This window comes from Streptomyces sp. NPDC056452 (assembly GCF_042796085.1).
GTDB lineage: Bacteria > Actinomycetota > Actinomycetes > Streptomycetales > Streptomycetaceae > Streptomyces.
The window spans coordinates 12,905-37,911 of sequence record NZ_JBHTRI010000041.1; the positions used below are offsets into that span (position 1 = coordinate 12,905).

Here is a 25,007-nt window from a genome sequence, read left to right on the forward strand (position 1 = left end):
CAATGCCCACGATTCTCGGCCAGAACCAGTACGGCAAAGCAGAGAACCGCGTCGTCAGGATCACGCGGGACGGCGACACCCACCACATCAAGGACCTCAACGTCTCGGTCGCCCTCTCCGGCGACATGGACGACGTCCACTACTCCGGCTCCAACGCCAACGTCCTGCCGACCGACACCACCAAGAACACGGTGTACGCGTTCGCCAAGGAACACGGCATCGAGTCCGCCGAGCAGTTCGGCATCCACCTCGCCCGGCACTTCGTGACCTCGCAGGAGCCGATCAAGACCGCCCGGATCCGGATCGAGGAGTACGCCTGGGAGCGCATCGCGACCTCGGACGGCAACTCCAAGTTCATCGGCGCCGACGAGGTCAACCACTCCTTCGCCCGCAAGGGCCAGGAACTGCGCACCACCCAGATCACCTTCGACGGCGAGAACTGGGAGATCATCTCCGGTCTCAAGGACCTCACCGTCATGAACTCGACCAACTCGGAGTTCTGGGGCTACGTCAAGGACAGGTACACGACGCTCAAGGAGGCGTACGACCGCGTCCTGTGCACCGACGTGTCGGCCGCCTGGCGTTACAACTGGACCAGCGACGACGAGCGGATGCCCAACTGGGAGAAGTCGTACGAGCAGGCCAAGAAGCACATGCTGCAGGCCTTCGCCGAGACGTACTCCCTCTCGCTCCAGCAGACCCTCTACCAGATGGGTTCGCGGGTCATCAACAGCCGCAGCGAGATCGACGAGATCCGCTTCTCGCTGCCGAACAACCACCACTTCCTCGTGGACCTGGAGCCCTTCGGCCTCAAGAACGACAACGAGGTCTACTTCGCCGCCGACCGGCCTTACGGCCTCATCGAGGCGACGGTGCTCCGGGACGGTGTCGAACCGAGGATCCCGGTCGACATGACCAACCTCTGACACAGCGCACCGAGCCGGCCTCCCGCCCGCCCCGCAGCCAGGCGGGTGGCCGGACGTCCTCTTCACACCTCGGCACCCATGGCGTCAACGCTGTGGCACTCAAATCCTCCTAGGGTCCTGCCGTGCCCACATCGCCAGAGACAGAAGAAGGAAGCACCATGGCAGCTTCGGCGGACCCCAGGCCCACACAGCGCATCGTCATCGAGAACTGTTCGATCGCGACCGTCGACGCCCACGACACCGAGTACGCCTCGGGCCATGTCGTCGTGGCGGGCAACCGCATCGAATCCGTCGGCGCGGGCAAGGCGCCCGAGGGCCTCACCGATGTCGTACGACGCATCGACGGCACCGGCCACCTCGTCACACCCGGACTGGTCAACACCCACCACCACTTCTACCAGTGGATCACCCGTGGGCTCGCGACCGACCACAACCTCTTCGACTGGCTGGTCGCCCTGTACCCGACGTGGGCGCGCATCGACGAGCGGATGGCGGGCGTGGCCGCGCAGGGCTCGCTCGCCATGATGGCCCGCGGCGGTGTCACCACCGCGATGGACCACCACTACGTCTACCCGCAGGGCGCGGGCGACCTGTCCGGCGCGATCATCGGCGCCGCCCGCGACATGGGCGTGCGGTTCACCCTCGCCCGCGGTTCCATGGACCGCAGCGAGAAGGACGGCGGACTGCCGCCGGACTTCGCGGTCGAGACCCTCGAAGGCGCCCTCGCCGGCACCGAGGCGACCATCGACGCACACCACGACGCTTCGTTCGACGCGATGGCCCGGATCGCCGTCGCGCCCTGCTCGCCCTTCTCCGTGTCGACCGAACTCCTCAGGCAGGGCGCCGAGCTGGCCCGCCGACGCGGAGTGCGGCTGCACACGCACGGATCGGAGACCGTCGAGGAGGAGCAGTTCTGCAAGGAACTGTTCGGCATGGGCCCCACCGACTACTTCGAGTCGACGGGCTGGCTCGGTGACGACGTGTGGATGGCGCACTGCGTCCACATGAACGACTCCGACATCGCCGCCTTCGCCCGCACCGGCACCGGCGTCGCGCACTGCCCGTCCTCCAACGCCCGCCTCGCCGCAGGCATCGCCCGTGTCCCCGACATGCTCGCGGCGGGCGTCCCCGTCGGTCTCGGCGTCGACGGCACCGCGTCCAACGAGTCCGGCGAACTCCACACCGAACTGCGCAACGCCCTCCTCATCAACCGTCTCGGCGCCCACCGCGAGAAGGCCCTCAACGCCCGCCAGGCCCTGCGCCTGGGGACGTACGGCGGCGCACAGGTCCTCGGCCGCGCCGAGGAGATCGGTTCCCTGGAGGCCGGCAAGCTCGCCGACCTCGTCCTGTGGAAGCTCGACACCCTCGCCCACGCCTCCATCGCCGACCCGGTGACCGCGCTCGTCTTCGGCGCCGCGGCACCCGTCACCCTCTCCCTCGTCAACGGCAGAACCGTCGTCGAGGACAACCACCTCGTCACGGTGGACGAGGACGCCATCGCCCGCGCGACCCGCGACGAGGCCAGGCGCCTGGCGCAGATCGCCGCCGGAGCCTGACGCACTGCCGCCGGAGCCTCGGGCTCCGCACGCTCCCCCGACTGGCCGGCCGAGGGGGACGGCCCTGGGCCGGCCGCCGTGGCCCGATCCGGGTCCACGGCAGCCGTTGCGAGGGCGCGTACCCATACGTACGCGCCCTCGCACCGGTGACGAAAGCTGCCGCATCAGCTGCACGACCTGCACCAACGCACCACTCAGCACCACCTCCCTGACACCCGCGTCCCCGACGCGTACCCGACCGGAGGAAGCCGCCGTGGCAGCTACGCCCAGGTTTCGCACAGAGATATCCGAAGGAACCGACCGGAAACACCCGGTCGACGAGACACTTCCCCCACTGAAGATGTTCACCAGCGGTCTGCAGCACGTGGCCGCCATGTACGCGGGTGTCGTCGCCCCGCCGATGATCGTGGGACCCGCCGTAGGTCTCACCGCGAAGGAGACCGCCTTCCTGATGGGGGCGAGCCTCTTCACCGCGGGCATCGCCACCCTCCTGCAGACCCTCGGCTTCTGGCGCGTCGGCGCACGGCTGCCGTTCGTCAACGGGGTCTCGTTCGCGGGGGTCACCCCGATGATCGCGATCGGCAAGGACCGAGGGCACGACGGCATCGCCGTCATCTTCGGCGCGATCATCGTCGCCAGCCTCCTCGGCTTCGTGCTCGCCCCGTACTTCTGCAAACTCGTCCGGTTCTTCCCGCCCGTCGTCACCGGCACCGTCATCACCCTGATCGGCGTCTCGCTGCTGCCGGTCGCCTTCAACTGGTCCCAGGGCGGCAACGCGGGCGCCGACGACTACGGTTCGACGACCAACATCACGATGGCCGCCGTCACCCTCGTGATCGTGCTCGCCCTGCGCAAACTTCTGCGCGGCTTCCTCCAGCAGATCGCGATCCTGCTCGGCCTGGTCATCGGCACGCTCATCGCGATCCCCGTCGGCATCACCGACTTCGGGACCCTCGGGGACGCCGACCTGGTCGGCTTCCCGACGCCGTTCCACTTCGGCGCGCCGCAGTTCGAGATCGCCGCGATCGTCTCGATGTGCATCGTGATGCTGGTCTGCATGACCGAGTCCACCGCGGACATGCTGGCCCTCGGCAAGATCGTCGGGCGTCCGGCGGACGAACGGACCATCGAGGGCGGCCTGCGCGCCGACACCCTGGGCAGCGCCATCAGCCCGCTCTTCAACGGCTTCATGTGCAGCGCGTTTGCCCAGAACATCGGGCTGGTCGCGATGACCAAGGTCCGCAGCCGCTTCGTCGTCGCCGCGGGCGGAGCCATCCTCGTGGTGCTCGGACTGGTTCCGGTCGCCGCGTCCGTCATCGCCCTCGTACCGCTGCCCGTACTCGGCGGCGCCGGCATCGTCCTCTTCGGATCGGTCGCCGCGAGCGGTATCCAGACGCTGGCCGCCGCGGCCCTGGAGAAGGGCGAGAACGCGCTGATCGTCGCGACCGCCGTCGGTATCGGCCTGATCCCGATCGCCGCGCCGGACTTCTACCACGCCTTCCCCGAGGACCTGCTCGTCGTCCTCGACTCGGGCATCTCCACCGGCTGCGTCGTGGCGATCCTGCTGAACCTGGCGTTCAACCACCTGGGCCGGAAGCCGGCGGGCGGCGAGGAGGCCGCCGGAAGCGAACCGTCGAAGGATCCGTTGGCCCTGCCCGTCGCCCACTGACCGGGCGGCTTCGGCACCCGAGGCGCGTACGGCGGTCCCTTGCGGGAACCGCCGTACGCGCCATGGGCGTTGGCGGGGTCAGCCGATGTGGAAGCTGTCGCCGTACACGTGCCAGTCCAGCGGCGGGTCCAGATTCAGATTGCCGTTCCGCAGGAACACCCGCTGGGCGGTGTCCACCCGGCTGGTGTCGGAGTGGGCCTCCTCCTGCTTCATCGCCCAGACCCGCGCGTCCAGGAACGCGTCGAGGTAGGTCACCTCGTCGCCGCCCTGCGACGGCGGTCGTGCCTGCTCCAGAGCCATCCGGCGGATGGAGCCGAAACTTGTGCTGTCACTTCCGCCGCCGTGCATGACGATGGCGTCGTAGTACGCGAACTGGCCGAGCGTACCGAGGCCGTCGCTCTTGCCCTGGCTCACGGCCGGGTCGAAGTACACCCGGTCCCGCTCGTCGTTCTGGGCCTGTTCGAAGGCGGGGTCGGACGCCGCCTCGGCCCAGTCCCCGGTGAAGCCCGGGTCGAGCCCCTCGTGCGAGTCGGAGCCGTCCACCGCGCGCAGGGCGGGCAGATACTTCGCCAGTACGTTGCCCGGCTTGCGCTCCGTGTACAGCTCGACCAGACCGAGCATGTCGCCGGTGCCGGAGCAGAATCCGATGATGCCGGCGGTGTAGCCGCGGCCGTCGCCGATGTCCTCGATGTAGTCGTACTGGGCCTTCCAGTCCAGTGAGGAGTTCTCCGCGCTGGACACCAGTTGCATGGCGATGTCCTTCTTCGCGGGGTCGTCGAGCCCGGTCGCGGCGGCCTCCAGGTGTTGCGCGGCCGACGGCGTGGGGGCGCCGGCCTGAGCGGTGAACGGAATCGCCGTGAGCGTCAGCCCGAGGGCCACCGCGGCAAGAGCGAGGGGTCGGGTGAGGCGGGGGAGACGAGTGAGACGGGTGGTGCGACGTGCGGTGCCATTGTGGGGGTAGTGCACCAGTCCTCCAAACGGGAGTTCGTCGTTCCGATGTTCTGTTAGGAAGCTTTCCTATCAGGTAGTTGAGCCTGCGGTACAGACCCGGGACGCGGATGAGTGGGGCTCTTTTTCCGTACACGCAAGAGCCCCGCACTGCGTGCAGACACGCGGTACGGGGCCCGGAACGGTGACGCTCAGTAGTCGATGCGGTAGCTCTCGCCGTACATCTTCCACTGCAGCGGCGATTCCAGCTGAAGCTTTCCTTCGCGGACGAACACGCGTTGGGCGGTCTCCACGCGGCTGGTGTCGCTGTGGGAGGGCTCCTTGCGGATCGCCGTCACCCGGGCATCGAGGAAGGCGTTGAGATAGGCCTCCTCGTCCCCACCTGCGGAGGGTGGCTCGGCGGCCGCGACGGCCTGGGCGCGCATCGTGCGGAAGCCGACCGTGCCCTCCGCGTCCTCGTAACCGTGCATCACATAGGCGTCGTAGTAGATGAACTGGCCCAGGGCGCTGAGGCCGTCGGCCTCGCCCTGGCCGACCGCGGGATCGAAGTAGGAGCGGTCACGCTCCGTGTTCTGCGCGGCCCGGAACGCCGGGTCCGACGCGGCCTTCGCCCAGGCCTCGGTGAACGGGTCGCCGAGCCCCGCGTGCGAATCGCTGCCCTTCACCGCGCGCAGCGCCGGCAGGAAGCGTTCGAGCGTGTTTCCGGGGCGCGCCGCCCCGTAGCGTTCGACGACCTTCAGCATGTCGCCGGTGCCGGAGCAGAATCCGATGATGCCGGCGGTGTAGCCGCGGCCGTCGCCGATGTCCTCGATGTAGTCGTACTGGGCCTTCCAGTCCAGTGAGGAGTTCTCCGCGCTGGACACCAGCTGCATGGCGACGTCCTTCTTCGCGGGGTCGTCGAGCCCCTTCTCCGGGGCGTCGGCGTCCGGTCCGGAGCAGCCCGACAGGGCGAGGGCCACGGCGACGGCGAGGGCGCGACATAGGTGCTTCACGCGACAAGCCTGCCAGGCAGGTGGCCGGGGCCTGACCAGGCCCGGCGGCTGTAGCGTTCGGAGCATGGAAGATCAGTCTGTTGTGGATGTCGGCGATGTGCGGCTGGCGTACCGGACCTGGGGTGACTTCTTCGGCTCGCCGGTAGTGCTGCTGCACGGCCTCGGCGGCTCCGCCGCGAGCTGGGAGCCGGTGGCGCGCCTGCTCGGTGAGCAATGGCGGGTGTACGCACTCGACATGCGCGGGCACGGCGAGAGCGACTGGCCCGACGCGTACGCCCTCGAGGAGATGCGGGACGACGTCCTCGGCTTCCTCAACGAGTGCGACCTCGACCGGGTGGGCGTCGTGGGCCACTCGATGGGCGGAGTCGTCGCCTACCTGCTCGCCGAGGAGTACGCGGACCGGGTCGAGCGGCTGGTGCTGGTGGAGACCCCGCCGCCGTTCCCGGGGCAGGCTCTGGACGATCGCGCCACCGGACCGGTGGACTGCGACGAGAACGCCCTCACGGCCGTCAGGGCGCAGATCGCCGCGCCCGACCCGCGGTGGGAGGAGGAGCTGGGGCAGATCGTCGCGCCGACACTGATGATCGCCGGCGGGCCGGAAAGCGGAATGCGCCAGGAGCGTCTGCCGGACATGGCCTCCCTCATCCCCGACTGCCGGCTGATCACGCTGGGCGGCGGACACCAGGTGCACCAGCGGCACGCGGACGAGGTGGCCCAGCAGATCACCGAATTCTTCACCAGCTGAGCCGCCCCGGACTCCCGCCTTTCGTCCCGGACTCCCGCCTTTCGTCCCGGACTCCCGCCTCCGTCCCGGACTCCCGCCTCCGTCCCGGACTCCCGCCTCCGTCCCGGACTCCCGCCTCCGTCCCGCCTTCCGTCAGTCGCCCGGCTTCCAGTCCGGCCGGCGACCGCTGAGCGCGATCACGCGGTCGAGCAGCGGCGCGTCCTGCGCAACCGGGACCGGCGGGCCGAAGATCGCGTCCGGACCGGACCTGTCGTCGTCCCCGGGCGCCAGCAGCGCCTCCGACGAGCGCAGGCTCGCCTCGTCGGCCCGGAAGTCCTGACCGGTCGACCGGGCCAGGTCCCAGCCGTGCACGACCAGTTCGTTCGACACGACCAGGGCGGCCACCGAGCCGGGCAGTTCCACCCCGCCGGCCTGGGTCATGCCCTCCCGGGCGGCCGGGTCGCGCCATGCCGCGACGAGCTCGTCCAGCAGCGGAGGCAGCGAGTCCCGCCAGTCGTCGGGCAGGACCGGCAGAGCCGAGTCCGGTGAGGTGCCCGTCGTCGGCCCCAGGTCCTTGCGTGCCGCGTCGCGGAAGGCGACGGACAGTCCGAAGATGTGGGCGAGCAGGTCGCGGACCGAATACTCCGGGCAGGGGGTGGGTCCGGAGAGCTGCCGGTCGTCGACGGAGCTGATCAGTTCGCCGATCTGCCTGGTCGCCGGTTCCAGGTCGAGGTCGGGTGCGGTTCCGCTGAGCGTATCCATACTCCTCAGACTGCTCCGGCGCCCGGAACTCATCGCACGCATCGCAGGACATTGCGGAACGTTCTGATCCACGCCCTTGTGGACACCCCCACCTGCATGGCATACAGGTCTGGACCAATTGCCGCCGGATGGAAGGCATCACCGTGCAACGCCCCCACGCACGCACCGCGTTGGCCTGCTCCGCCGCCCTGCTCCTCGCCTCTCTCACCGCCTGCGCGGGCGCCGCGGAAGCGGACACCCAGAAACCGACGGCACCCCAGGGGGTGACCGCACAGGCGGGCAGCTCCACGTCGGTCCACGTCATGTGGGAGCAGGCCACGGACAACAAGAAGATCACCGGCTACGAGGTCTACCGCGAAGGGAAGAAGGCGGCGTCCGTCCCGGCCACCAAGCAGATGACGGACATCGTCGGCCTGACCCCGGCCACCGCCTACACCTTCACCGTCCGCGCCCGTGACGGCGGCGGGAACCTGTCCGCACCGAGCGCGGCCGTCCCCGTGACCACCCCCGCTCCCACACCCGCCGACGAGGAGCCCCCGACCCGTCCGGTGAAGCTCCGCGGCACGGCCGACGGCAGCCGGACGGCCACCCTCTCCTGGGGCGGCTCCACGGACAACGTGGGCGTCACCGCGTACGACGTCTACCAGGAGGACGCCAGGATCCACACCGTGCCGGGCACGCAGACGACGGCCCGGCTCACCGGACTTCGTCCCGGTACCGTCTACACCTTCACCGTCCGGGCCAGGGACGCCGCCGACAGGTCCTCACCCGACAGCGACGCGCTCGACCTCACCACCGCTTCCGCCCCCGGAGCCCCCGCGAGCACGGCACCCACCGGGCTGCGGACCAGGACGACGGCCGGGAACAAGGAGTTCCTGGTCGACCTGTCCTGGGACCAGCCGGACACCGGCGGCACCATCCCGGCGTACGAGCTGTACCTGAACGGGAAGCTGACCACCACGATCGTCTGGGGCGGCACCCCGCCCGCAGGCCGCGCGACGTACCGGCTCACCCTCAGCGATCCGCCCGGCACGCGCTACTCGCTCAAGATCCGGCCCAAACTGCCCGACGGGACGTGGGGCGACTTCTCGGCCCAGCGCACGGTCGTGCTCACCGGCTGAAAAGGCACCGCCCGGCGCGGGGGCCGCACGCGGTAAAGTACCGGCCCCCGCCCCGGGGCAGCCCGGGGCGCCGGCCCAGGAGGAGGCGAGCCGGCCATGCCGGGTGCGGCACCTGCCCGACGCGTGGTGAGCCGGGGCCACGTCGTGCACAGCGCCTGCCGGTACTTCCTGCGGCACGGCACGGTCGACATGGACGCGCTCGCCCAGGACCTCGCGATCAGCCGGGCGACGCTCTACCGCGTGGTGGGCAGCCGGGACGGCCTCCTGGCCGACGTGCTGTGGCAACTGGCGGACCACCTGCTGGACCGGGCGCGGCGCCGGCGTACCAGCGCGGGCGTGGACGGAGTCCTGGAGATCACCCGGTACTTCGTCACGGCCCTGCGCGGCTCCACCCCCTTCCGGGACTTCCTCCGTGCCGAGCCCGAGACCGCCCGCCGTCTGCTGACGGGCGGGGGCGTGCACCGGCAGGCCGTGCTGGCGCAACGGGGCATCCTGCTGGAGGAGTCGGGGGAGAGCGGACCGCTCTGGCCCGCGTCGGGCATCGACGAACTGGCCTACCTCTACGTCCGGGTGGTCGAATCCGCCCTGTACGCCGAGCTGCTGAGCAGCCGCCGGCTCGACCTCGCCCTGGCCGAACGCACTGCCCGTGCCGTACTCCACCAAACGCTCCGAACGGTGCCGGGCCGGATCTGAGACCGCTGTCTCACGCTCGCGGCGGCGACTGGTGGGCCGGCGGCGCCGGCCGTAGTTTCCGACTCCGACGGCGCAACGACCCCGCACACGCCACCCGGAGGAGATCATGACCGGTTCCTTACCGGCCCGGACCATCCTGCTCGCTGTGTTCCTGGCCATCGCAGGGACGCTCACCGCCCTGACGGCCCCGACACAGTCCGCGGCCGCACCGCGCACGACGGCCAACCCGGTGATCTTCGTCCACGGCCAGCAGGGCTCGGCGCAGCAATGGCAGTCCCAGGCCAAGCGGTTCTCCGGCAACGGCTACCGCGACGACCTGTTGTACGTCCACGAGTACGACACCTCCATCGCCACCGACGACCACGCGATCGCCGGTCTGGAGGCACTGGTCGACTCCGTCCGGGCCCGCACCGGAGCGGCGCAGGTCGACATCCTGGCGCACTCGCGGGGTACGAGGGTCGTGCACGCGTACCTCTCCGTGCCGGAACGGGCGGCGGAGGTCGCCAAGTACGTCAATCTGGACGGCCGTACGGCATCCGCACCCCCCGGCGGGGTGCCCACCCTCGCGATCTGGAGCAGCCTCCAGCCGAACGGATCGATCGGCGGAGCGGTCAACGTCCACGAGCCGCAGGCCGGACACACGGAGAGCGCCACATCCGCCGAGAGCTTCGCGCACATCTACGAGTTCCTCCGCGGCAGGCCACCGCACACCACCCGCGTGCTGCCCGAACTGCCCGGCCCGGTGAAGATCGCCGGCCGCGTCGTGCACTTCCCGCAGAACGCCGGGCTCCCCGGCCGCCTCGAGGTCTGGAGACTGGACCCCGCCACCGGCGCCCGTGCCGGCCACCTTCCGCAGCACATCGTGCGGGTGGGCGCCGACGGCAGTTTCGGCCCGCTCGGCGTCAACGGACGCGGACACTACGAACTGGCCCTCATCCGCGGCGGCGAGCGCACCAGCCACTTCTACTTCGAACCGTTCGAACGCAGCGACCGCTTCGTACGGCTCCTCGTCTCCCCGCCGGGCGGTGTCGCGGACGACATGGACACCTGCCCCGGTCACACGGCGCTCACCATCGTCCGCGCCCGCGAGTGGCGCTCGGGCACGGCGGACGACGACCGGCTCCGCATCGTCGGGACCGACGTACTCAACCCGGCCGTCTCACCCCAACTGCGACAGATCCTCGGCGTGTTCGCGTTCGACAAGGACTGCGACCGCGCGAGCCACCTCGACGCGCCGCTGCCGCCCTTCGACAGGGTCCCGTTCCTGACGGCCACCGACCTCTACCTCCCGGCCGACGCCCGGGCCGGCGGAACGATCCCCGTCACGCAGACGATGCGCGGGACCGGCGGGGCGGACGCCACCATCGCGGTGCCCAACTGGCCCTCGGACGAGCACGCGGTGTCGCTGCTGTTCAGGGACTACCCGGACATCCCGTCCGGTGAAGGCGCCGCACAGCGCTGAGGCGGAGACGCGCTGCTCCCGGACCCCTGGGAGCAGCGGAACCGGCTCCCCGGCCGCAGCTCAACCCGTTGACCCTTCCCCGGCTCGGTCCGGTGGCCGGCCCCGGCGCCCCGACGGTGTGGGCATCAGCCGCGTCAGGGAAGAGGCCAGGCCCGGGATCAGGAACCACACAGGGAGATTGTCCGCCGGCATCCCGAAGGACAAGGCGGCCGCGGACAGGAAGAGCTGAAGCACGGCAACGCATCGACCGACGGTTCGGTGCGGAGGCAGCCAGGGAAGCGCTGCCCAGGCCGCAGGCATGAGGAGCCACAGGGCTAGCGCAGCAGCCATCGGTATCTCCCGACCACCGGCGAGCCGGGGCTCGTCATTTGAAACCATCGATCGCGCATGAACCTACCGGTTCCTGATCGAGGCCCCGATGACCGGATGGTATGTTTCGAACGTGTTCAATAACGAGGGTGTCGGTTGGGGCCGCTGGTCGCTCCTCGGCGCCCCGTGACGAGAGGCCCGCAGTGATGAGCCGTACCGGTCGTCCCCCTGCCGCCCGGACCGTGGCGCTCGTGTATGTCGTCGCCATGGTCGTCGGCGGGTTGGTCATGGGGGCCCAGGGCCCCTCGCACGCAGGCCCGTTGCTGTTCTGGTTGTCGCAGCCCGGGCTGAACTTCCTGTACGTCTTCGTCCTCATGCCCCTCACCGCGGTGTTCGGCGACCTCGGCGGGGGTGGCGGTGAGGCCGGTCCGTTCAGCCTGGCTCTCTCGTGCGGGCTCGGGGCGGTCGTGAACGTCCTGCTCGTCCGGGCCGTGGTGTGTTTCGTGCGTATGGTCGCTGCCGACCTGCCCGTATGCCGGAAGCGCCGTACCCCGGCGCGGTGACGCGCGGGGTACGGCGCTTCCGGGGGTTTGTCGTCAGCGCAGCTGCTCGTACGCCGGCAGGGTCAGGAAGTCCGCGTAGTCCTGGTCCAGGGAGACCTGGAGCAGCAGGTCGTGGGCCTGCTGCCACTTGCCCGCCGCGAACGCCTCGTCGCCGACCTCCGCGCGGATCGCGGCCAGTTCCTCGGCGGCGACCTTGCGGGCCAGGTCCGCGGTGGCGTGTTCGCCGTTCTCGAAGACCACGTCCGCGTTGATCCACTGCCAGATCTGCGAGCGCGAGATCTCCGCGGTGGCGGCGTCCTCCATCAGGTTGAAGATGGCGACCGCGCCCATTCCGCGCAGCCACGCCTCGATGTAGCGGATGCCGACCGCGACGGCGTTGTGCAGGCCGTCGTACGTGGGCTTCGCGTCCAGGGTGTCGATGGCGATCAGGTCGCCCGCCGCCACCGAGACGTCCTCGCGCAGCCGGTCCTTCTGGTTCGGCTTCTCGCCGAGGACCGCGTCGAACGAGGCCATCGCGATCGGGACGAGGTCGGGGTGCGCGACCCAGGAGCCGTCGAAGCCGTCGTTCGCCTCGCGGTCCTTGTCCGCCTTGACCTTCTCGAAGGCGACCTTGTTGACCTCGGCGTCGCGCCGGGAGGGGATGAACGCGGCCATGCCGCCGATGGCGTGCGCGCCGCGCTTGTGGCAGGTGCGGACCAGGAGTTCGGTGTAGGCGCGCATGAACGGGGCGGTCATCGTGACGAGGTTGCGGTCCGGCAGGACGAACTTCGAGCCGCCGTCACGGAAGTTCTTGACGATGGAGAAGAGGTAGTCCCAACGGCCCGCGTTCAGCCCGGAGGCGTGGTCGCGCAGCTCGTAGAGGATCTCCTCCATCTCGTACGCGGCGGTGATCGTCTCGATGAGGACGGTCGCGCGGACCGTTCCCTGCGGGATGCCGACGTAGTCCTGGGCGAAGACGAAGATGTCGTTCCAGAGGCGGGCCTCCAGGTGCGACTCCGTCTTCGGGAGGTAGAAGTACGGGCCCTTGCCGAGGTCGATCAGCCGCTGCGCGTTGTGGAAGAAGTAGAGCCCGAAGTCGACCAGTGCGCCGGGCACCGGGGTGCCGTCCAGCTGGAGGTGGCGCTCGTTCAGGTGCCAGCCGCGCGGGCGCGTGACGACGGTCGCGAGCTCCCCGGCGGGCTTGAGGGCGTACGACTTGCCGGACTTCGGGTCGGTGAAGTCGATGTTCCGGGTGTACGCGTCGATCAGGTTGAGCTGGCCGGTGATCACGTTCTCCCACGTGGGGGCGGACGCGTCCTCGAAGTCGGCGAGCCAGACCTTGGCGCCCGAGTTCAGGGCGTTGATGGTCATCTTGCGGTCGGTCGGACCGGTGATCTCCACCCGGCGGTCGTCGAGCGCGGCCGGGGCCGGCGCGACCTTCCAGGAGCCGTCCGCGCGAATCGCCGCCGTTTCCGGCAGGAAGTCCAGCGTGGAGGTGCGGGCGATCTCGGCGCGGCGCTCGCCACGGCGGGCGAGCAGCTCGTCACGCCGGGGCGTGAACTGCCGGTGCAGCTCCGCCACGAACGCGAGAGCCGCATCGGTCAGGACCTCGTCCTGCCTCGGCAGGGGCTCGGCATCGACGATGGCCAGCGGGGACGGCGCTGGTGCGGACATGAGCTGTCACTCCTTCAGCGGGTGGTGCGGGCGGCGGCCCACAGCCGCCGGGTCGCCTGGGACGGCACTGCGTGCCATGGCTCCGGGATGCGGCTGTGAGTGCCGTCCGGGTGCGGAACTGGTACTCCGCGCTTCTGATCAGTGGATATTAGTTTCCTCATGGTGGAAGTTCAATGGTTTGTTGATATCGAGATTCTCCGGGTCGACAGAAGTGGGGAGGAGATGGCGCACCGTGCCAGGGCGGGTACCCTCCGTTCATTCCAGGTGCCCCAGGTCCTCCGCCGTGTCGATGTCGTACGCCTGAGCCACATCGGAACACTCGACGAGCGTGATCGCATCGCGGTGCGTCCGCAGATACGCCCGCGCCCCCTGGTCGCCGACCGCTCCCGCCCCGACGTCCGCCCACCGCTCGGCGCCGAACATCACCGGATGGCCCCGCTGCCCGTCGTACGTCGCCGCGACCAGGCTCGTCCGGGACCGGTACGCCGACCGCACCCGCGCCACCGCCTCCGCGCCGATGCCCGGCTGGTCGACCAGCAGGACGAGCGCCGCATCCGCGTCCGAACCGGTGAGCGCGGCGAGCCCCGCACGCAGCGAGGAGCCCATGCCGTCCTCCCAGCGGGGGTTCACGGTCACCGTGCACCTGGAGAGGTCCGCCCGGGACCGTGCCTCGTCGGCCGAGGCGCCCAGCACCACATGGACCGGGCCGCACCCGCCGTTGCGCAGTGCGCGGACCGCGTGCTCGACCAGGGGGCGCCCGCGGTGCTCCAGCAGGGCCTTCGGCCGGCCGCCGAGCCTGCGGCCGCCGCCTGCGGCGAGCAGCACGCCGGCGACCACGGGGATCCTTTGTTTGTCAGCCATGCGCTCTGGATACCACTGCTCCGTTCGCACTGGCGACATGGCGGTCACTCTCAGGGAGTACCCTCATTTTCCGGCCGCGGAGTGGCGCACGCCACCTTTCATGGCGTTAACTTGACGACGGCCCCAGGCACTTGACCGCCGCCCGGGACCTGGTCGGTACACCGGCACAGAACGTGCGAGGGGGAGTGCTTTGTTGCGAAGCGTGGGGCAGAAGCGGTTGACCGGCAGTGATGAGGATCCGAGAGTCGCGGAGTTGCGTACGGCCGTGTCCCGGCTCCGCCGTGAACTGGCCGGACACCCCGTGGAGTTCCCCGACCGCGGAATCGCCGAGGACGAGCTGGCCGCGCTGGACGCCATGGCGGTCAGCGGAACGCCCGAGATTCCCCGGCTGCGCCGCTCCCTCCTCCTGGTCGCGGGGGCGATCGGCTCGGTCAGCGCACTCGCTCCCGGCCTGCGGGACGTCAGGATCGCCGTGGACCTCTTCGGGGAGCCGCCGCGCCCGTGAGGGCGGCGTGACGGCCGGTCCGCCGGAGCTGCCGCCGCGCCCCGGGGGAGCGCGCCCGGTCAGCGGCGGATCAGGCGGCGTGCGGTCGCCGCGGCGACGGCCGAGGTGCGTGAGTCGACGCCGAGCTTGGCGTAGATGTGCACCAGATGGGACTTCACCGTTGCCTGGCTCAGGAAGAGCCGCTTGCTGATCTGCTGGTTCGACAGCCCCTCACCGACCAGCTGGAGCACCTCGAGCTCACGTTTGGTCAGGGCCTGGGCAGGGGTCCGCATCCGGTCCATCAGGCGGTGCGCGACCGCCGGGGCGAGCGCCGAGCGGCCGGCAGCCGCCGTACGCACCGCTGCCGCGAGCTCCACCGGCGGGGCGTCCTTCAGCAGGTAGCCGCCGGCTCCCGCCTCGACCGCGGCCAGGATGTCCGCGTCCGACTCGTACGTGGTGAGGATCAGCACCCGGGGCGCGTCCGCCGCCGCCGTGATCGCGGCCGTGGCCTCAGCGCCGTGCATCCCCGCGCCGAACTGCAGGTCCATCAGGACGACGTCGAACTGCCCGGTCGCGGCAAGGGCCACTGCCTGCTCCGCCGTGGACGCCTCGGCGACGACCCGGAAGTCCGGCTCGGTGTCGAGGAGGGCGCGCAGGCCTGCCCGGACCACCGGGTGGTCGTCGGCGAGCAGCAGCCTGATCGGGTCGGTCATGCGGCGGCGCCCTCCGGCTCGGCGGACGGCAGCGGCAGCGTGACGGCGACGGCCGTACCCTGATCCGGCGCCGACTCGACGCTCAGCGTGCCGCCCAGCGAGCGGGCCCGCGCGCGCATGGCGGGCAGCCCGAAGCCTCCGCTCTCCGTGCCCCCGCGCCCCCCGTCAGCCGTCGGGTCGAAGCCCTTCCCGTCGTCCACCACGTCCAGGGCCACCGACGTCTCCATGAAGCTGAGGGTGATCTCCGCCCGCCGCGCACCCGAGTGGCGCACCGCGTTGGCCAGCGCCGACTGGGCGGTACGGAGCAGCGCCACCTCGTACGGGGTGGGCAGCTCCACCGGCGTACCGCTGACCGCGAACTGCACGGTGAGCTCCGGTACCGAGGTGCGCGACGAGAGACGGGACAGGGCCGCGGCCAGCGAACCGTGCTCCAGGTCCGGCGGGGTCAGGGCGCGTACGAAGCGGCGGGCCTCGGCCAGATTCTCCTGCGCCGCCTGACGGGCCCGGCGGACATGTGCGGTGGCCGGAGCGTCCTCCGGCAGCGTGCGTTCGGCGGCCCGAAGGAGCAGCTGGATGCTGGACAGGCCCTGGGCGAGGGTGTCGTGGATCTCGCGGGCCAACCGCTCCCGTTCGGCCAGGGTGCCCGCGGTGCGTTCGGCGTCGGCGAGCTCCGCCCGGGTGGAGACGAGCTCCTCGATGAGCTCGCGGCGTCGCTCGCTCTCCCGGAACAGCGCGTCGTACCCGAACACGGTCGCCACGGCCACCGCCGCACCGAGCAGCGGCCCGATGAAGGTGCCGGGTGTGACGGCGTCGCCGTGCAGGACGAAGCTGGTGATCGCGGCCGCCGCCGTGGCCGCCACGGCGGGCAGGCCCCACCGCGCGGGGAGCAGGTGCAGGTGCAGGAAGTAGAGCGGGAAGGCCACCCACAAGGCGTCGGACGACAGCGCGAGCAGGGCGAGCCAGACCGCGCCGAGGGCCGCGAGCCAGACGGCGGCGGCACGGGTCCGCGGCTGTACGAGGGGGGCGAGCGCGCCCGCCGCGTACAGCGCGGCCATCACTCCCGCCACGACGACGACGGCCGTGGAGTGTGTCGTGCCGTCGCTCACCGCGCGTGCCGCGGCCAGCGCCAGCAGGCCCATCAGCAATGCGTGCAGGCAGAGCCGCAGCGCGGCGGTGACGGGGGTGTGCGAACGCGAATGCATGGTCGGTCCAGCGTAGACGCGCCGGACGCGCGGCCGGTCAATCGAAAGGTTGATGTCAGCCCCCTCCGGCGCGCGATGTCTCCCGAGGCCCGCGGCCCGAGCCTGGAGTCATGTTCGTTGCATGGAGAGACCTGCGGTTCGCCAAGGGACGGTTCGCCCTCATGGGCACCGTCGTGGTGCTGATCACGCTGCTCGTGGGCCTGCTGTCCGGTCTCACGGCCGGCCTGGCCAGGGAGAACACCTCGGCCGTGACAGGGCTGAACGCCGACCGTCTCGCGTTCGCCGCCCCGCCGGACGGCCAATCGGAGTCGTTCACGAACTCGACCGTCGAGGAGAGCGCCTGGCGTACCTGGGCCGGCCTGCCCGGGGTCACCGCCGCGGAGCCGCTCGGGATCCGGACGCTGAACGCCGGGACGGCCGACGGCGACCGCACGGCCGCGGTCTCGGCGTTCGGCGTCGAGCCGCACGGAGGGCTCGCGCCCGGCACCGTGGGTGCAGGCCGGGTCGTGCTCTCCGAGAAGGCTGCGGACGACCTCGGCGCCGGGGCCGGCGACACGATCCTGCTCGGCGCCGCGGAAGTGACCGTGGACGCGGTTCGGGGCGACGCCTCGTACAGCCATACGCCGGTGGTGTGGACGTCCCTCGCCGACTGGCAGCGCATCGGCGGCACAGGGAATCAAGCCACCGTGGTCGCCCTGACCACGACCGCCGACGCCGATCCGGCCGCCGGTGACAGGGCAGCGGGCACGAGCACCCTGACGCTCGACGGCTCCCTGGCGGCGATCGGTTCGTACCAGGCCGAGAACGGCTCGCTCCAGCTGATGCGCGGCTCCCTCTTCGCCATCTCGGCGCTGGTCATAGGGGCCTTCTTCACGGTGTGGACGATCCAGCGCAGCGGCGATGTCGCCGTACTCAAGGCCCTGGGCGCCTCCACTGCGTACCTGCTGCGGGACGCGCTCGGGCAGGCCGTGGTGATGCTCGCCCTCGGTACGGGGGCGGGCACCGCGCTCGCCGCGGGCATCGGTGCGCTGGTCGGGGGACCGGACGGCACCGTGCCGTTCGTCCTCGACGTGTCGACCGTCCTCGTGCCCGCCGCGGTGATGATCGCCCTCGGATTGCTCGGGGCCGCCCTGTCCATCCGGCGGATCACCTCCGTCGACCCGCTCACCGCACTCGGGAGTGCCCGATGACCCTCACCCTCAGCGATGTCACCCTGACCTACCCCGACGGGGATGCCCGGCTCACGGCGCTCGACCGGGTCTCGCTGGACGTCGCCGCGGGCTCGCTGACCGCGGTGGTCGGACCGTCCGGCTCCGGCAAGTCCAGCCTCCTCGCGGTGGCGGCCACCCTCGTCACTCCGGACCGTGGACGCGTCGTCGTCGCGGGTACGGAGACCGCCGGGCTCAGCCGCGCGGACAGGGCGGCGCTGCGCCGGGAGCGCATCGGCATCGTCTTCCAGCAGCCGAACCTGCTGCCTTCACTGACCGCTGCGGAGCAGTTGCAGGTCATGACCCACCTGTCGCGCGGCTCGGCACGGGCAGCACGGCGCCGGGCACGGGAGCTGCTGGACGCGGTGGGCCTGGCGGACAAGGCCGACCGCAGACCGCACCAGCTGTCCGGCGGTCAGCGCCAGCGGGTCAATATCGCGCGTGCCCTGATGAACGAACCTGCGGTGCTGCTCGTCGACGAACCGACGAGCGCGCTCGACCACGAGCGGGGCGCAGCGGTCCTCGACCTGCTGACCGGGCTGACCCGGCAGTGGTCGACGGCGACGGTGATGGTCACCCACGACCGGGCCCACCTGGACCGGGCGGACGGGACGGTGACGATGGGGGACGGCTGCCTGTCGGCACCGTCGCGGGTCTGACCTCCGAGGCTCCGGGGCCTCCGGGGCCTCAGAGACCTTCCGCGACCTTCTGGGACCTCCGGGGCCGTCCCGGCCCCGGAGGTTCAGCTCGTCGAGCCGTTGCTGGCCAGGGCCTCGGAGAGTTCCTTCGAGATCTGCTGAAGGATCGGCACGATCCGCTCCGTCGCCGCCTCCGTCACCCGTCCCGCCGGCCCCGAGATGGAGATGGCGGCCGAGGTGGGGGAGTTGGGCACGGATACCGCGAGGCAGCGGACCCCGATCTCCTGCTCGTTGTCGTCCACCGCGTAGCCCGCCCTGCGCACCTGTTCGAGCGCGTCCAGGAAGCCGTCCGGTGTGGTGATCGTCTTCTCGGTGGCCGCGGGCATTCCCGTACGGGCCAGCAGCGCCCGGACCTCGTCCGCCGGCGTGTTCGCGAGCAGGGCCTTGCCCACCCCCGTGGAGTGCGGGAGAACCCTGCGGCCCACCTCGGTGAACATGCGCATCGAGTGCTTCGAGGGCACCTGTGCGACGTAGACGATCTCGTCCCCGTCGAGCAGCGCCATGTTCGCCGTCTCGCCGGTCTCCTCGACCAGGCGCTGGAGATACGGACGCGCCCAGGTGCCCAGCAGCCGGGACGCGGACTCGCCGAGCCTGATCAGCCGCGGGCCCAGCGCGTAACGGCGGTTGGGCTGCTGGCGTACGTAGCCGCACACGACCAGCGTGCGCATCAGCCGGTGGATGGTCGGCAGCGGGAGACCACTGCTCGCGGAGAGTTCGCTGAGCCCGACCTCGCCCCCGGCATCCGCCATGCGCTCCAGCAGATCGAAGGCGCGCTCGAGAGACTGCACCCCGCCACTGGGACCGGCGGGCTTGGAGTCGGATGTGCTGGCGTGGGACGGCGGCACGTCAACGGTCCTTTCGAAGCGGAGGCAAGGCAGCAGCCTACCGGGCTGCTCCCGATCGGCCCACTGCTCCCGGTGCGGCGTCCTTGCCGGTCAGAACCTGTTTTGTCCTGGTGTCGACAGTCGGAGCCGCAGTCTGTCCGGGGTGGGGTGGTGCCGCTCCTGGCCCATTCTACGTTCCGCCTGGCGAAATGTGACTTCTACTTTGTGGAATTCTCCAATCGGTGCCGCCCCGGGGCCGCCGGTGGCCCGCTCGTCGCCCCGCGAGGAAAGTGAGGTCTTGACGGGGTGCTTTCCCGAGTGAAGACTCCTTCAACAATTCGTTGAAATTCTGAGTGAGGAGCACGGGTGCCCGGTGCGGACGTGAAGGCGGACATGAAACTGGTACTGCGCTCGACGCGCGTCGTCACCCCCGAGGGGACCCGTGCGGCCGCGGTCGTCGTGACCGGCGGCACGATCGAGGCGGTCCTGCCCTACGACACCGAGGTGCCCGACGGGGCCCGCACCGAGGACTTCGGCGACGACGTACTGCTCCCCGGCCTCGTCGACACCCACGTCCATGTGAACGACCCCGGCCGCACCGAGTGGGAAGGCTTCTGGACCGCCACCCGGGCGGCCGCGGCAGGCGGCATCACCACGCTGCTGGACATGCCGCTCAACTCCCTCCCGCCGACCACCACCGTTCCGCACCTGCGTACCAAGCAGCAGGTGGCGGCACCCAAGGCGCACGTCGACACCGGATTCTGGGGCGGTGCGATCCCGTCGAACACGAAGGATCTGCGTCCGCTGTACGAGGCCGGGGTCTTCGGCTTCAAGTGCTTCCTCTCGCCCTCCGGGGTCGAGGAGTTCCCCGAGCTCGACCAGGAGCAACTGGCCCGCTCCATGGCCGAGATCGCCGGATTCGGCGGACTCCTGATCGTGCACGCGGAGGACCCGCACCACCTGGCGTCCGCTCCGCAGCGCAGCGGCCCCGCGTACGCAGACTTCCTCGCCTCCCGGCCGCGCGACGCCGAGAACACCGCCATCGAGGGCCTCATCGCCCACGCCAAGCGGCTGAACGCCCGCGTCCACGTCCTGCACCTCTCCTCCAGCGACGCCCTGCCGCTGATCGCCGCCGCCAAGCGTGAGGGCGTACGCGTCACCGTCGAGTCCTGCCCGCACTTCCTCACCCTCACGGCGGAGGAAGTCCCGGACGGAGCGACGGAGTTCAAGTGCTGCCCGCCCATCAGGGAGGCCGCCAACCAGGACGCGCTGTGGGCGGGCCTCGCGGACGGCACCATCGACTGCATCGTCTCCGACCACTCGCCCTGCACCACCGACCTCAAGACACCGGACTTCGCCTCCGCGTGGGGCGGCATCTCCTCCCTCCAGCTGGGCCTCCCCGCCATCTGGACCGAGGCGCGCAGGCGCGGCCACACGCTCGACGACGTGGCCCGCTGGATGTCCGCCGCCCCCGCCGCGCTCGCCGGTCTCACCCGCAAGGGCGCCATCGAGGCCGGGCACGACGCGGACTTCGCGGTCCTCGCCCCCGACGAGACCTTCACCGTCGACCCGGCCGAGCTCTTCCACCGCAACCAGGTCACCGCCTACGCGGGCCGGACGCTGTACGGCGTCGTCAGGTCGACCTGGCTGCGCGGGCAGCGGATCGCGGCCGACGGCGTACTCGGCGAACCCACCGGCCGCCTCCTCGAAAGGAACCACTGACCATGACGGCGACACCCCGCTTCACCGGCGACGCGAGCCCGTACGGAGGTGGCGACCCGTACGCCGACTACCGGACCGCGGAATTCCCCTTCACCCATCTCGTGGACCTCGCCGACCGCCGGCTCGGCGCCGGCGTGATCGCCGCCAACGACGAGTTCTTCGCCGAGCGCGAGAATCTGCTGAAGCCGGAGCCCGCCGCGTTCGACCCGGAGCGCTTCGGCCACAAGGGCAAGATCATGGACGGCTGGGAGACCCGCCGCCGACGCGGTACCGGTGCCGCCGAGCCGCACCCCACCGACGAGGACCACGACTGGGCGCTCGTACGCCTCGGCGCACCCGGCGTCGTGCGCGGACTCGTCGTCGACACCGCCCACTTCCGTGGGAACTACCCGCAGTCGGTCTCCGTCGAGGCGACCTCGGTCCCCGGCTCCCCGTCGCCCCAGGACCTCCTCGCACCCGACGTGAAGTGGACAACGCTCGTACCCCGTACGGCCGTCGGCGGCCACGCGGCCAACGGCTTCACGGTCGACTCCGGGCAGCGCTTCACCCACCTCAGGGTCAACCAGCACCCGGACGGCGGCATAGCCCGGCTGAGGGTCCACGGCGAGGTGGCCCCCGACCCGGCCTGGCTGTCCGCCCTCGGTACGTTCGACCTCGTGGCCCTGGAGAACGGCGGCCAGGTCGAGGACGCCTCCGACCGCTTCTACTCCCCGGCCACCAACACCATCGCACCGGGCCGCTCCCGCAAGATGGACGACGGCTGGGAGACGCGGCGCAGGCGGGACAAGGGCAACGACTGGATCCGCTACCGGCTCGCCGAGCAGTCGGAGATCCGCGCCGTCGAGATCGACACCGCCTACCTCAAGGGCAACGCGGCGGGATGGGCGACCCTGTCGGTGTGCGACGGGAGCGGCGGCGACTGGACCGAGATCCTGCCCCGCACCCGGCTGCAGCCCGACACGAACCACCGCTTCGTCCTTCCGGAGCCCGCGCTCGGCACGCACGTCCGGATCGACATCTTCCCGGACGGCGGGATCTCCAGGCTGCGGCTGCTCGGCTCGCTGACCGCACAAGGGGCGGACCGTCTGGCCGCCCGTCACGAGGAGCTGGGCGGTTAGGAACCGCAGGGCCCGTCGGCGGCACACGGGTGTGCCGGGCATGCCCTGATTGAAGCCATATGGGACCCTGGTCGACGCCCGCACCGCGGCACGCCGTCGACCAGGAGTCGCCATGATCTTCATCGCCGTCAGGTTCACCGTCCGTACCGCCGAGCGTGACAACTGGCTCCCGGCGGTCGACGACTTCACCCTCGCCACCCGTCAGGAGCCGGGCAACCTCTTCTTCGAGTGGTCGTACAGCGTCGAGAATCCGGACCAGTTCGTCCTGCTCGAAGCCTTCGCCTCGCAGGAGGCGGGTGTGGCGCACGTGAACTCGCAGCACTTCAAGGCGGCGATCGAGACGATGTCCGGGCTGGTCTCCGAGGTTCCGGAGATCATCAACGTCGAGGTGCCGGGCGACGACTGGTCCCGGATGTCGGAGGTCACCCCCCGCAACCGCTGACCCGGGCATCGGACGGCCGCCTGCGGCAACCGTCTCGCGGCACCCGGCCCGACGTCAGAACTCCTCGTGCGTCTCGGGGTCGCCGCCGAAGCGATGCTGCGGCCGGCCCCCGATCAGTGCCAGTTCCTCGGGCGTCAGCTCGAACCCGAACAGGTCCAGGTTCTCGCGCTGCCGCCCGGGATCGGCCGACTTCGGGATCGGTACCGCACCGAGCTGCGTGTGCCAGCGCAGCACGACCTGGCCCGGTGTCACCCCGTGTGCCCCGGCGGCCGCCACGACCTCCGGGGCCTCGAGCACCTTGCGCCCCCGGGCCAGCGGGCTCCAGCTCTCCGTGACGATGCCCTTCTCGGCGTGCACCGCCCGCAACTCCTCCTGAGGCAGCAGCGGATGCATCTCGATCTGGTTCACCGCGGGCAGCACGCCCGTCTCCTGCTCCAGCCGGGCCAGGTGGGCCGCGGTGAAGTTGGAGACGCCGATGGAACGTACGAGCCCTTCCTCGCGGAGTTTGATCATCGCCTTCCAGGTGTCCACATACTTGCCGACACCGGGGAGAGGCCAGTGGATGAGGTACAGGTCGACGTACTCCAGCCCGAGATTGCCCCGGGACTCCTCGAAGGAGGCCAGCGTCCGCTCGTACCCGTGATGCCGGCCGGGCACCTTGGTCGTCACGAAGACGTCCTCGCGCGGTACGCCGCTGCGGGCGATCCCGCGTCCGGTGCCGGTCTCGTTGCGGTAGTTCAGAGCGGTGTCCACGAGCCGGTAGCCGAGGCCCAGCGCCCCGGCGACCGCCTGCTCGGCCGCCTCGTCGTCGAGCGGCCAGGTGCCGAGACCCACCGCAGGGACGGTGCGGCCGTCGTTGAGGGTGTGGACCGGGGTCGGGGTCTGGCTCATGGGCTCCCACTTCGTTCGCTGTCGTCCCGGCCAGCGTATGACCGGCAGCGGGCAGGGGCAGCGCGGCGCGGCCCCGGTCAGCAGAGGTCGTTGTGCCACCCGCCGTCCTCCAGGACCCATGTGGACGTCTCGTCGAATCTCGGCTCACCGACGCCGTAGGTCACTTGTGCGGTGTCCTTCGTGACCCTGCCCACGGTCAGTCGCCGCAGGGTGTACGTCGTTGCGAGCTGTCGGGCCGTCGACGTCGCCCGCTCGGGGAGTTCGGCGAAGGACTCCTCGGTCCACTGGTCCCGGCACGTCGCGGAGAGGAGCCGGTAGGCGGCGGCGGTGTCGGGCTCGTAGTAGGCCTTCACATAGGCGCGTACGGACGATTCCAGAGCCGCTGTGTCCACCGGTGCGCTCGTGGGCGCCGAAGTGGTCGGCCGCTGCCCGGGCGAAGTCGCCGCCCCGTGCGTGCAGGCGGTGAGTGCCACCAGTGCGCAGACGCCGGCGGCGGTGGTGGGAAGGGCTCGCATGGAGCCATCCCACCCCACCCCCGTGCCGGCCGCGGCCGAAGTGTTCGATCCGTGACGGTCAGGCCGCGTGGCCGCCGTCCGCCACCACCTCGGTCCCGGTGATGTACGCGGCCTCGTCGCTCGCCAAGTAGGCGATCAGGGAGGCCACTTCGTCCGTCGTGCCGAATCTGTCCAGTGCGGTGGCGGACCGCTGGCCGGCGGCGAACGGGCCGGACGCCGGGTTGAGGTCGGTGTCGACCGGGCCCGGCTGGACGATGTTCACCGTGATGCCGCGCGGGCCGAGCTCGCGGGCGAGCGGCTTGGTGAGACCGGCCAGGGCGGACTTGCTCATGGCGTAGAGCGTGCCGCCGGGACCGCCCGCGTGCCTGCTCAGCGCGGTGCCGAGCGAGATGATGCGTCCGCCGTCCGCCATCCGTCCCGCGGCCGCCCGGCAGGCCAGGAACACGGCGCGCACGTTGACGGCGAGTACCCGGTCCACATCGGCTGTGGTCAGATCCGTGATGGGGCCGAGGACACCGATTCCCGCATTGTTGACGAGGATGTCGAGCCGCCCCAGCGTGTCCGCCGCCTCGTGCACGGCCGCCTCGGCCGCGCCGGCGTCGGCCGCGTCCGAGTGAAGGGCGACCGCACGGCGTCCGTACGCCTCGATCCGGCGGACGACGGCCTCGGCGGCCTCCTTGTCACGGACGTACGTCAGTGCCACGTCGACACCGTCCCTGGCGAGCCTGAGTGCGGTCGCCGCACCGATGCCGCGGCTTCCGCCGGTCACGAGGGCGGTCCTGTTGGTGCTGGTCATCGTGTATTTCCCTGTCTGCCGGAGCTGCCGCGCCCGTTCGGCGGCGGCAAGAACAAGCAAAGCCCTCCGGACGCCCACCCACCGGCGGGAAACGGACAGGAAGCCCCCGGCGCCCGGCTTCGCGGGCCACCGGGAGCGGGATCGCGATCGCCACC

The 25,007-nt window shown here is 70.9% G+C and carries 25 protein-coding genes; 14 read left to right on the plus strand and 11 right to left on the minus strand.

The genetic code is table 11. The features are described from left to right. The first annotated feature begins 2 nt into the window (after window positions 1-2). The 3 genes from pucL (at window position 3) to ACFQ6X_RS30935 (ending at window position 4,151) form a co-directional block, all read left to right on the plus strand. Window positions 3-926: a factor-independent urate hydroxylase gene (gene pucL, locus ACFQ6X_RS30925; protein WP_383186290.1), complete on the plus strand. Its 924-nt coding sequence runs from the start codon at window positions 3-5 to the stop codon at window positions 924-926. Window positions 927-1,084: 158 nt separating this feature from the next. Beyond that, window positions 1,085-2,482 (plus strand): 8-oxoguanine deaminase, encoded by a 1,398-nt coding sequence (locus tag ACFQ6X_RS30930; protein WP_383186292.1) that lies wholly within the window; start codon window positions 1,085-1,087, stop codon window positions 2,480-2,482. Between the two features lie 253 nt (window positions 2,483-2,735). Further along, window positions 2,736-4,151, plus strand: coding sequence for a nucleobase:cation symporter-2 family protein (locus ACFQ6X_RS30935; protein WP_383186294.1), 1,416 nt, complete (start codon window positions 2,736-2,738; stop codon window positions 4,149-4,151). A 78-nt stretch (window positions 4,152-4,229) separates the two neighbouring features. On the opposite strand, the gene ACFQ6X_RS30940 is transcribed toward ACFQ6X_RS30935, so the two are convergent. Next, window positions 4,230-5,117: a chitosanase gene (locus ACFQ6X_RS30940; protein WP_383186296.1), complete on the minus strand. Its 888-nt coding sequence runs from the start codon at window positions 5,115-5,117 to the stop codon at window positions 4,230-4,232. 173 nt (window positions 5,118-5,290) lie between these two features. Continuing rightward, window positions 5,291-6,091, minus strand: a complete 801-nt coding sequence (locus tag ACFQ6X_RS30945; RefSeq protein WP_383186298.1) for a chitosanase — start codon at window positions 6,089-6,091, stop codon at window positions 5,291-5,293. A gap of 64 nt (window positions 6,092-6,155) precedes the next feature. On the opposite strand from ACFQ6X_RS30945, the gene ACFQ6X_RS30950 reads away from it, so the two are divergent. Next, a complete protein-coding gene (locus tag ACFQ6X_RS30950) occupies window positions 6,156-6,836 on the plus strand; it encodes an alpha/beta fold hydrolase (RefSeq protein WP_383186300.1) in 681 nt (226 codons plus the stop codon). 132 nt (window positions 6,837-6,968) lie between these two features. Here ACFQ6X_RS30950 and ACFQ6X_RS30955 read toward each other — a convergent pair whose 3' ends face one another. Continuing rightward, the gene (locus tag ACFQ6X_RS30955) at window positions 6,969-7,577 is read right to left on the minus strand and encodes a TIGR03086 family metal-binding protein (protein ID WP_383186303.1); all 609 of its coding nucleotides are present in this window, start codon (window positions 7,575-7,577) and stop codon (window positions 6,969-6,971) included. 128 nt (window positions 7,578-7,705) lie between these two features. Between ACFQ6X_RS30955 and ACFQ6X_RS30960 the strand changes: the two genes are divergently transcribed. From ACFQ6X_RS30960 to ACFQ6X_RS30975, 4 genes are all read left to right on the plus strand, one after another. Beyond that, window positions 7,706-8,698, plus strand: a complete 993-nt coding sequence (locus ACFQ6X_RS30960) for a fibronectin type III domain-containing protein (protein WP_383186305.1) — start codon at window positions 7,706-7,708, stop codon at window positions 8,696-8,698. A gap of 96 nt (window positions 8,699-8,794) precedes the next feature. Beyond that, a complete protein-coding gene (locus tag ACFQ6X_RS30965) occupies window positions 8,795-9,391 on the plus strand; it encodes a QsdR family transcriptional regulator (protein ID WP_383186307.1) in 597 nt (198 codons plus the stop codon). A 106-nt stretch (window positions 9,392-9,497) separates the two neighbouring features. Further along, a complete protein-coding gene (locus tag ACFQ6X_RS30970) occupies window positions 9,498-10,853 on the plus strand; it encodes a hypothetical protein (protein WP_383186309.1) in 1,356 nt (451 codons plus the stop codon). A 515-nt stretch (window positions 10,854-11,368) separates the two neighbouring features. Next, window positions 11,369-11,725, plus strand: coding sequence for a hypothetical protein (locus tag ACFQ6X_RS30975; RefSeq protein WP_383186311.1), 357 nt, complete (start codon window positions 11,369-11,371; stop codon window positions 11,723-11,725). 33 nt (window positions 11,726-11,758) lie between these two features. Here the strand turns inward: ACFQ6X_RS30975 and aceB are convergent, their stop codons facing one another. Then, a complete protein-coding gene (aceB, locus tag ACFQ6X_RS30980) occupies window positions 11,759-13,378 on the minus strand; it encodes a malate synthase A (protein WP_383186313.1) in 1,620 nt (539 codons plus the stop codon). Window positions 13,379-13,633: 255 nt separating this feature from the next. Then, window positions 13,634-14,239 carry an NTP transferase domain-containing protein gene (locus ACFQ6X_RS30985; protein WP_383186315.1) on the minus strand — a complete coding sequence of 202 codons (606 nt, stop codon included), beginning with the start codon at window positions 14,237-14,239 and terminating at the stop codon, window positions 13,634-13,636. A 202-nt stretch (window positions 14,240-14,441) separates the two neighbouring features. On the opposite strand from ACFQ6X_RS30985, the gene ACFQ6X_RS30990 reads away from it, so the two are divergent. Continuing rightward, window positions 14,442-14,744, plus strand: a complete 303-nt coding sequence (locus tag ACFQ6X_RS30990) for a DUF5955 family protein (RefSeq protein ID WP_329214973.1) — start codon at window positions 14,442-14,444, stop codon at window positions 14,742-14,744. A gap of 59 nt (window positions 14,745-14,803) precedes the next feature. Here the strand turns inward: ACFQ6X_RS30990 and ACFQ6X_RS30995 are convergent, their stop codons facing one another. Together ACFQ6X_RS30995 and ACFQ6X_RS31000 are read right to left on the minus strand one after the other, a co-directional pair. Next, entirely contained in the window at window positions 14,804-15,436 is a 633-nt protein-coding gene (locus tag ACFQ6X_RS30995; RefSeq protein ID WP_383186317.1) for a response regulator, read from the minus strand. Next, entirely contained in the window at window positions 15,433-16,638 is a 1,206-nt protein-coding gene (locus ACFQ6X_RS31000) for a sensor histidine kinase (RefSeq protein WP_383186319.1), read from the minus strand. The genes ACFQ6X_RS30995 and ACFQ6X_RS31000 overlap by 4 nt, the downstream gene beginning before the upstream one ends. A gap of 110 nt (window positions 16,639-16,748) precedes the next feature. On the opposite strand from ACFQ6X_RS31000, the gene ACFQ6X_RS31005 reads away from it, so the two are divergent. Next, window positions 16,749-17,828 (plus strand): ABC transporter permease, encoded by a 1,080-nt coding sequence (locus tag ACFQ6X_RS31005; RefSeq protein ID WP_383186321.1) that lies wholly within the window; start codon window positions 16,749-16,751, stop codon window positions 17,826-17,828. Beyond that, window positions 17,825-18,505 carry an ABC transporter ATP-binding protein gene (locus ACFQ6X_RS31010; RefSeq protein WP_383186323.1) on the plus strand — a complete coding sequence of 227 codons (681 nt, stop codon included), beginning with the start codon at window positions 17,825-17,827 and terminating at the stop codon, window positions 18,503-18,505. Before ACFQ6X_RS31005 ends, ACFQ6X_RS31010 begins: the two co-directional genes overlap by 4 nt. Before the next feature lie 83 nt (window positions 18,506-18,588). Here the strand turns inward: ACFQ6X_RS31010 and ACFQ6X_RS31015 are convergent, their stop codons facing one another. Then, entirely contained in the window at window positions 18,589-19,389 is an 801-nt protein-coding gene (locus tag ACFQ6X_RS31015; RefSeq protein ID WP_383186325.1) for an IclR family transcriptional regulator, read from the minus strand. Between the two features lie 372 nt (window positions 19,390-19,761). On the opposite strand from ACFQ6X_RS31015, the gene allB reads away from it, so the two are divergent. The 3 genes from allB (at window position 19,762) to ACFQ6X_RS31030 (ending at window position 22,650) form a co-directional block, all read left to right on the plus strand. Then, complete coding sequence (gene allB / locus ACFQ6X_RS31020; RefSeq protein ID WP_383186412.1) at window positions 19,762-21,090, plus strand: allantoinase AllB; 1,329 nt, start codon at window positions 19,762-19,764, stop codon at window positions 21,088-21,090. A 2-nt stretch (window positions 21,091-21,092) separates the two neighbouring features. Next, window positions 21,093-22,208 (plus strand): allantoicase, encoded by a 1,116-nt coding sequence (alc, locus tag ACFQ6X_RS31025; protein WP_383186327.1) that lies wholly within the window; start codon window positions 21,093-21,095, stop codon window positions 22,206-22,208. A 112-nt stretch (window positions 22,209-22,320) separates the two neighbouring features. After that, window positions 22,321-22,650, plus strand: a complete 330-nt coding sequence (locus ACFQ6X_RS31030; protein ID WP_329214970.1) for a putative quinol monooxygenase — start codon at window positions 22,321-22,323, stop codon at window positions 22,648-22,650. 54 nt (window positions 22,651-22,704) lie between these two features. On the opposite strand, the gene ACFQ6X_RS31035 is transcribed toward ACFQ6X_RS31030, so the two are convergent. The 3 genes from ACFQ6X_RS31035 to ACFQ6X_RS31045 form a co-directional block, all read right to left on the minus strand. Next, window positions 22,705-23,541, minus strand: a complete 837-nt coding sequence (locus ACFQ6X_RS31035; protein WP_383186329.1) for an aldo/keto reductase — start codon at window positions 23,539-23,541, stop codon at window positions 22,705-22,707. A 77-nt stretch (window positions 23,542-23,618) separates the two neighbouring features. Continuing rightward, window positions 23,619-24,056 carry a hypothetical protein gene (locus ACFQ6X_RS31040; protein WP_383186331.1) on the minus strand — a complete coding sequence of 146 codons (438 nt, stop codon included), beginning with the start codon at window positions 24,054-24,056 and terminating at the stop codon, window positions 23,619-23,621. A gap of 58 nt (window positions 24,057-24,114) precedes the next feature. Then, window positions 24,115-24,852, minus strand: coding sequence for an SDR family oxidoreductase (locus ACFQ6X_RS31045; RefSeq protein WP_383186333.1), 738 nt, complete (start codon window positions 24,850-24,852; stop codon window positions 24,115-24,117). Window positions 24,853-25,007 lie beyond the last annotated feature (155 nt).

Excerpts from the sequence above, each read along its gene's own strand:
- pucL (WP_383186290.1), top strand. The coding sequence starts at position 3 with ATGCCCACGATTCTCGGCCAGAACCAGTACGGCAAAGCAGAGAACCGC.
- ACFQ6X_RS30930 (WP_383186292.1), top strand. The coding sequence starts at position 1,085 with ATGGCAGCTTCGGCGGACCCCAGGCCCACACAGCGCATCGTCATCGAG.
- ACFQ6X_RS30950 (WP_383186300.1), top strand. The coding sequence starts at position 6,156 with ATGGAAGATCAGTCTGTTGTGGATGTCGGCGATGTGCGGCTGGCGTAC.
- ACFQ6X_RS30955 (WP_383186303.1), bottom strand. The coding sequence starts at position 7,577 with ATGGATACGCTCAGCGGAACCGCACCCGACCTCGACCTGGAACCGGCG.
- ACFQ6X_RS30960 (WP_383186305.1), top strand. The coding sequence starts at position 7,706 with ATGGAAGGCATCACCGTGCAACGCCCCCACGCACGCACCGCGTTGGCC.
- ACFQ6X_RS30965 (WP_383186307.1), top strand. The coding sequence starts at position 8,795 with ATGCCGGGTGCGGCACCTGCCCGACGCGTGGTGAGCCGGGGCCACGTC.
- ACFQ6X_RS30970 (WP_383186309.1), top strand. The coding sequence starts at position 9,498 with ATGACCGGTTCCTTACCGGCCCGGACCATCCTGCTCGCTGTGTTCCTG.
- ACFQ6X_RS30975 (WP_383186311.1), top strand. The coding sequence starts at position 11,369 with ATGAGCCGTACCGGTCGTCCCCCTGCCGCCCGGACCGTGGCGCTCGTG.
- aceB (WP_383186313.1), bottom strand. The coding sequence starts at position 13,378 with ATGTCCGCACCAGCGCCGTCCCCGCTGGCCATCGTCGATGCCGAGCCC.
- ACFQ6X_RS30985 (WP_383186315.1), bottom strand. The coding sequence starts at position 14,239 with ATGGCTGACAAACAAAGGATCCCCGTGGTCGCCGGCGTGCTGCTCGCC.
- ACFQ6X_RS30995 (WP_383186317.1), bottom strand. The coding sequence starts at position 15,436 with ATGACCGACCCGATCAGGCTGCTGCTCGCCGACGACCACCCGGTGGTC.
- ACFQ6X_RS31000 (WP_383186319.1), bottom strand. The coding sequence starts at position 16,638 with ATGCATTCGCGTTCGCACACCCCCGTCACCGCCGCGCTGCGGCTCTGC.
- ACFQ6X_RS31005 (WP_383186321.1), top strand. The coding sequence starts at position 16,749 with ATGTTCGTTGCATGGAGAGACCTGCGGTTCGCCAAGGGACGGTTCGCC.
- ACFQ6X_RS31010 (WP_383186323.1), top strand. The coding sequence starts at position 17,825 with ATGACCCTCACCCTCAGCGATGTCACCCTGACCTACCCCGACGGGGAT.
- allB (WP_383186412.1), top strand. The coding sequence starts at position 19,762 with ATGAAACTGGTACTGCGCTCGACGCGCGTCGTCACCCCCGAGGGGACC.
- alc (WP_383186327.1), top strand. The coding sequence starts at position 21,093 with ATGACGGCGACACCCCGCTTCACCGGCGACGCGAGCCCGTACGGAGGT.
- ACFQ6X_RS31030 (WP_329214970.1), top strand. The coding sequence starts at position 22,321 with ATGATCTTCATCGCCGTCAGGTTCACCGTCCGTACCGCCGAGCGTGAC.
- ACFQ6X_RS31035 (WP_383186329.1), bottom strand. The coding sequence starts at position 23,541 with ATGAGCCAGACCCCGACCCCGGTCCACACCCTCAACGACGGCCGCACC.
- ACFQ6X_RS31040 (WP_383186331.1), bottom strand. The coding sequence starts at position 24,056 with ATGCGAGCCCTTCCCACCACCGCCGCCGGCGTCTGCGCACTGGTGGCA.
- ACFQ6X_RS31045 (WP_383186333.1), bottom strand. The coding sequence starts at position 24,852 with ATGACCAGCACCAACAGGACCGCCCTCGTGACCGGCGGAAGCCGCGGC.